This is a genomic window from Rhizobium sp. NFR07 (genome assembly GCF_900111905.1).
Classification (GTDB): Bacteria; Pseudomonadota; Alphaproteobacteria; order Rhizobiales; family Rhizobiaceae; genus Neorhizobium.
On the sequence record NZ_FOKM01000035.1, the window covers coordinates 1 to 5,510 of the forward strand.

General features: G+C 57.1%; 8 protein-coding genes and 1 pseudogene. 4 read left to right on the forward strand and 5 right to left on the reverse strand.

The window, feature by feature from the left end:
- The first annotated feature begins 195 nt into the window (after window positions 1-195).
- The 3 genes from BM216_RS33155 to BM216_RS33160 all read left to right on the forward strand — a co-directional run bounded on the left by BM216_RS33155 (window position 196) and on the right by BM216_RS33160 (window position 1,776).
- Complete coding sequence (locus tag BM216_RS33155; RefSeq protein WP_093004679.1) at window positions 196-375, forward strand: DUF3606 domain-containing protein; 180 nt, start codon at window positions 196-198, stop codon at window positions 373-375.
- Entirely contained in the window at window positions 375-548 is a 174-nt protein-coding gene (locus BM216_RS34465; protein ID WP_177231035.1) for a hypothetical protein, read from the forward strand. The genes BM216_RS33155 and BM216_RS34465 overlap by 1 nt, the downstream gene beginning before the upstream one ends.
- 265 nt (window positions 549-813) lie before the next feature.
- Window positions 814-1,776 (forward strand): NADP-dependent oxidoreductase, encoded by a 963-nt coding sequence (locus tag BM216_RS33160; RefSeq protein ID WP_177231036.1) that lies wholly within the window; start codon window positions 814-816, stop codon window positions 1,774-1,776.
- 66 nt (window positions 1,777-1,842) lie between these two features.
- Here BM216_RS33160 and BM216_RS33165 read toward each other — a convergent pair.
- From BM216_RS33165 to BM216_RS33170, 4 genes and pseudogenes are all read right to left on the reverse strand, one after another.
- Window positions 1,843-2,526: pseudogene (locus tag BM216_RS33165) on the reverse strand (SOS response-associated peptidase).
- A 21-nt stretch (window positions 2,527-2,547) separates the two neighbouring features.
- Window positions 2,548-2,703 (reverse strand): hypothetical protein, encoded by a 156-nt coding sequence (locus tag BM216_RS34470; protein ID WP_177231037.1) that lies wholly within the window; start codon window positions 2,701-2,703, stop codon window positions 2,548-2,550.
- Complete coding sequence (locus tag BM216_RS34475) at window positions 2,700-2,846, reverse strand: hypothetical protein (protein ID WP_177231038.1); 147 nt, start codon at window positions 2,844-2,846, stop codon at window positions 2,700-2,702. Before BM216_RS34475 ends, BM216_RS34470 begins: the two co-directional genes overlap by 4 nt.
- A gap of 1 nt (window position 2,847) precedes the next feature.
- Window positions 2,848-3,096, reverse strand: a complete 249-nt coding sequence (locus BM216_RS33170) for a hypothetical protein (RefSeq protein ID WP_093004682.1) — start codon at window positions 3,094-3,096, stop codon at window positions 2,848-2,850.
- Window positions 3,097-3,642: 546 nt separating this feature from the next.
- Here BM216_RS33170 and BM216_RS34980 point away from each other — a divergent pair.
- Window positions 3,643-4,083, forward strand: a complete 441-nt coding sequence (locus BM216_RS34980; protein WP_244530469.1) for an IS5 family transposase — start codon at window positions 3,643-3,645, stop codon at window positions 4,081-4,083.
- 876 nt (window positions 4,084-4,959) lie between these two features.
- On the opposite strand, the gene BM216_RS33180 is transcribed toward BM216_RS34980, so the two are convergent.
- The coding region (locus tag BM216_RS33180) for an IS3 family transposase (RefSeq protein WP_143102952.1) at window positions 4,960-5,510 on the reverse strand (551 nt) is incomplete at its 5' end.

The following is a 5,510-nucleotide window of genomic DNA, read 5'->3' on the forward strand; positions in this document are numbered from 1 at the left end:
GTCGCGCCGCCGTCAGGCTCGTCCAGATCCTTGCACCCGTCATAAACCTGCCGCTTGCTAGCGCGAAGCAGCTGCAGGAGGCTAGGCGGCGTTTCGGCGTGCTCGTGAATGTCTTGGCTGACGTGACGGAAAACGGGAACAAGGTGCCCCTATCGGCGGTTGTATGGCCTCGCGACATCATGAAGAGGGTAAATCATGTCGAATACTGGAAAGGGCCGCGAACAGGATCGCGCCAAAGTCGCCGGCGGACAGGAACATGAAGTTCGTTACGAGGCGGACAAGGAGAACGTTTCCAAGGCCGCTGTAAAAGATGCCGTGCATGAGGTCGGCAACGGCCGTGACAAAGTTGAGGCTGAGCTGGATCGTAAAAAGTGATGGCATCAACCGATCAGTTTTCGAGCAACTTTGTCAGCCTTGCGTCCAGCGCCATGGTCCGCAAAGCGCTGCAGAGCCATCCTTCGCGCCAGCCACCGCCCAATGACGGCGACTTCGCCGCTCTTCTCACCCGTTTGAGTGAAGCGGAAAAAACACGTGATCAGGACCGCTAGGCGGCAAAGCAGCCTTGTCCGCCATCGCTGATCGTTCCAGGTTCGCCGTGTAGCTGCGCCATACTCCCGGCGCGTCTGCTTTCCCCGGAGGTCCTGACCTCCCAATTAAGGGCCGCGCTCGCGCTGGCCCTTTTCTTTCGCCCCCCTTAGCCTGTTTTGTCGCTATCCAGTTTAGGGGCGAGCGTTGTCCATGTGTCGCGCTCTGCCATTGAAGGCGGCTCCACCGCGAACTAAGTTCCGAAGCTTCAACTCGAAAGGAATGCTTATGTCCACCAGTTCGACTGCACCCGAACCACTCGTCAGCAAAGCCGTGCTTTATGCCGGTCATGGCGGACCTGAGGTTGTCTTGGTCGGTGAGCGCCCTGTGAGGGCACCAGGCCCTGGGGAGGTCCGAATCAAGGTGGTTGCCGCGGCCATAAATCCCACCGACATCCTGATGCGCGACATCGGATATGGCGCCCCGCAGCCTGCGACGCCAGGCATGGATGCGGCCGGGATCATTGAGGCGACCGGCGAAGGCGTCACGCACATTTCTGTCGGTGACGAGGTTATGGCCGCATTATCTCCGGTGCGACCGGAAGGCGGAGCGCAACAGTCCTACATAGTGGTGCCGGCTGCATCCGTTGTGCGCAAGCCCCATGGCATAAGCCTTGCCGAGGCTGCAACTGTGCCAATGAACGGCCTCACTGCGCTCTATGCTCTTGACCACGCCGGATTAACGTCTGGCATGACCTTCGCTGTTACTGGTGGTGCCGGTTGGCTTGCCTACCAGGCCATCGTCATTGCGAAGCAGCACGGGCTTCGCGTGATTGCTGATGCCAAGGCCGAAGAGATTGACCTTGTACGCGGATATGGAGCCGACATCGTGGTCGAGCGCGGCACGGGTTTTGCCGAAGCCATGCGTCGAGAGGTTCCCGATGGCGTTGATGCGCTTCTCGACACCGCGCTGCTCGCGGAAAAGACTTTCCCTGCCATCAAGGACGGGGGGATCTACATTCCAGTTCGAGGTGCGATCGACGTACCGAGTGAGCGCGGCATACAAGTTCGGCCGGTTCTTGTGTACGAGGTACTTGATCGGACGGATTGGCTCGAAGCTTTGCGCGACGATGTCGATGCTGGACTGATCGTTCCGAAAGTAGCTGCCGAATATGCAGTAGACAAGATTGGTGAAGCGCATCGTTTTCTTGAATCGGGAGGAGTGCGAGGGCGGCCTGTTCTGGTTTTCTAATTGGACTGCTGTGAGGTCCTGCCTCCCAATTGAGGGCCGCGCTCGCGCTGGCCCTTTTCTTTCGCCCTATAGCGTGTTGACGATCGGCTTTTTGGTGTCCGTCCCGTCATAGCGGGATGAGTTCACCTCACGGCCGACACGATAACACACCAGCTGGTCATCAATCTGGCGATCGAGCAAAAGCGCTTTGGCGTCTTGGCCCTTGATGTCGGTATCGAGCCAGACGCTGTAACAAACCGGATCGAGTATGATCGGCATTCGCGTATGGATGTGGGCGATATGAGGGGCGGCTGGCGCGGCGATGATCGTGCAGCTAGTCACGCCAAGCTCTCCGTTATGCGCCTACAGACCGACGAAAGATAACCGCTTGCCCTCGGGCATCTGCAACAGCCAAGGGTCCTTCTTGCCGTCCTCGGCGCTCGTCGTCCATTCGAAATACCCGTCGGCCGGGATGAGACAGCACTTCGAGTTCCACGGCACTCAAAACGCACCGGACGTGTCGACGGTCTCGATCCGCGCGTTGAACATCGCGGCTTTGGGCATTTCCTTGGCGAAGAACGGCACGAGCCACCAGCGACCGTAATCGACCTCAAGTTCTCCGGCCTTGTCCTTATGGGCGAAGTATACGCTCTGCGTTGGTGCAATATTGTATTGCGGCGGCATGTTGGATGGCGGCGGGGCAGGGTTGTGGATGCTGTAAAGCGCATGAATCTCGGCCCAGGTCATCTCATTGGTGTAACGCCCGCACATTATGGCAATCCCGTTTCAATCCTATCCGTTCTGTTGAATAGCATGCGGAGAGGGCTGCTGCTCCGGCTGGCCCGGCGTGAAAAAGACCATGTAGACGCCGGCAATGACAATCGCGATTGCGAAAATAACTGCGGCGAACGTCATCATACCGAACCGTGCTTTGCCTTCGCTACTCATATCTCATCCTTCGGAAGCTCATCGTGGGCGTTTTTCAGGCCCTCTTCAGCCTTCTCCTTTAGCAGCTCGCGGTTCTTGTCGGCTTGTTCCCCGCCTGCGGAGCGGGCAGCATCACTTTCCCGCGCGTTCTTTTGATCGGTCATATCAAGCTCCTGTTGCATTGCGGATGGCGTTCAACAAAGCGGCAAGCACCTGCTCGCCCTCGCCTGTGATCGCGGCGCGATCGCCGTTAATCTGGATTAGCCCTGCTTCCTCCAACTCCATTTGACCAGCAGAACTGGCCTTGTGGCCGGCACCATCATTGAGGACGGCTTCCTTCACAGGCTCGCCACTGGTGAGTTCGTGGTAGGCTGCGAAGACGAGAATGGATCTAGCTGCATCGCTGAGATTCATTGTTGGCTCCTGTTGTGCAATGCACCCCAACAATTCGCAGAGCAGTTCGATCCAAGAAACTAGAGCGGAACGGTGTGACGGCCGCCGTGTTGACTCTGCAAGCGAGCCTGAGCGGCCGAAGATGGACCTACGCGGCGTCATGACCGGATGGCGATTTGAAGGCCGCTCCACCGCTGCAATCAAGGAGATGAGAACCGCCTGTCGTCTAGGTCCTGTTGACAAAGTGGATTCCAAAATCAGCAAAAGCGTGATTCAAGACTGCTTTTTAGGAGGCAGTTTTGGCTCGCGGCGACCTGACAGAAATGGAATGGCGGATTATCGAGGGGTTGTTGCCCACTGAACGCGGCAGGAAGTCCCGACCGTCGCACGATAATCGGCAATATCTGAACGGTATGCTGCTGTCCTTCGGGTCGGATGCCCCTGGCGCGACATGCATGAGTGATACGGAAAGTGGAATTCAGTCTATGTGCGCTTCCGCCGTTGGGCCGAACAAGGCGTTTGAGACGCCCTGCTTGAGACCCTCGTCGAACTGGGGCTGGCGGATGACTGGCAGCACATGATCGACAGCACCACTGTTCGCGGCCATTCGCAGGCGGCGGGAGCAAAAGGGGGACTTATCAGGAGGCTTTTGGTCGATCACGCGGCGGCTTTACGACGAAAATCCACGCCCGAGCAGACGGTCAGGGCCGCCCTCTTGGCTTCGTCCTGACAGGCGGCGAAGCCTCGGACTACAACACCGTTCCTGACTTGCTGGCGATACCGGTCGGCAAGCCGCGACTGTTCCTCGCCGACAAAGGCTACGACGGTGACTTCCTGCGTGAAGAGCTTCTGATCCACGGTATCAGGCCGGTCATTCCGCCAAAGGCCAACCGAAAGAACCCGCCTGCCTGCGACTTTCGGGTTTACAAGAATCGAAACCGCATCGAGCGGATGTTCAACCGTCTCAAGCAGTTCCGGCGCGTCGCGACCCGATACGATAAGACATGAAAATCCTTCTCAGCATTCCTCGCCCTGGCAGCCGCAAAGATATGGCTACCGTACTTTGTCAACAGGACCCGAGAGGCTTTTCGTGTCCCTCGCAGAGGACCGCATTTCTTTCCGAGCGGCGGACTTGGTCGCCACCGCCTTCGCACGATTCTTGCGGGTTTCGGCATTCGCGGCAGTCCCCTCGTCCCTGAAGCGCGCGCGGTTTTGTTGGCGGCAGTTTTCGAAGCCTTGTTGTCCTTAGTCGAATTTTCGGCAGTAGCCATAGTGTTCTCTCCCATGCGATGCCATTGACTTGGCGGGGCAGAATGAGCTCCCTGAGGCAAGGTTCCGAACAATAGTACTGATGGTCGGCTCCCAAAGAAAATCACGTCGAGCGTAACGACCCGTTATTCTTGGCGAAACGCTGTTGTAAGGAGCCTCTCTTCCTCAAGGCGACCGTTGCCAGGCGATATTTCGTCATACAGATGCGATCGCAGTCCCACATGCGTTTTATCCAACAGGTGATTGATGTCCAAGCCAACCGCGATCATGCTTCTCTGCCAAGGCCTGACAGGTCTCTCGTGAACCTTGCCTTCATAGCTAACAAGGCGTCGGTTTAAGCGATATTGAACATCGGGATAGTGGTCTGAAAGGCGAGATCCGACGAAATTCTTACGCGGGAGACCGATCGATACGACGTCTTGCTCTGCAGCTAGCGTTGCAAGTCGCCGCAGTTTCCTGACCGATTCCACTGCCAAAGCCTCGTCTGCATCGATTTGCAAAACCCAGTCAGACTCGCTGAGATCCTGAATGTAATTACGCTGCGATCCAAAATCTCGATTGAGATTACGGGTTAGCACTTTACAGTGTGGAGGTGCGGACAAATTCTTGGACTGCTTATGCTGCAGTTCCGAGGTTTCGGCGGTATTCGGCGGGGCTAAAGCCGCCGAGTGAGAGCTTTATGCGATGCTGATTGTACCACCGGATGTAGGAATGCAGCTGCTGCATGAAGTCGTCGGCGGTCGTATCGATCGAAGTACGATTATAGAACATCTCGTTTTTCAGCCGCCCAAAGAACCCCTCGCAGGCCGAGTTGTCCGGCGAGCACCCTTTACGTGACATAGACCGGATCAGTTGAGCTCGTTGCATACGGGACAACCAGCCGGGCCAGCGATAATGGGCACCCCGATCCGAGTGCACAATAGGTCGGTCGGCACTGCCGGTGATTGTTTCGATCGCGGCATCAAGCATCGTGTTCACGAGCTGGGCATCTGGACGCGTGCTCACAGACCAACTGACCACGAGGCCATCGAAACAATCGATCATGGGCGACAGATACACTTTGCCAGCTGGCAGGTGGAATTCGGTGATATCGGTAAGCCACTTCTCGTTGGGCCTCGCAGCGTGGAAATCACGATTGACCAAATTGTCCGGCGCAGGGTCTAATT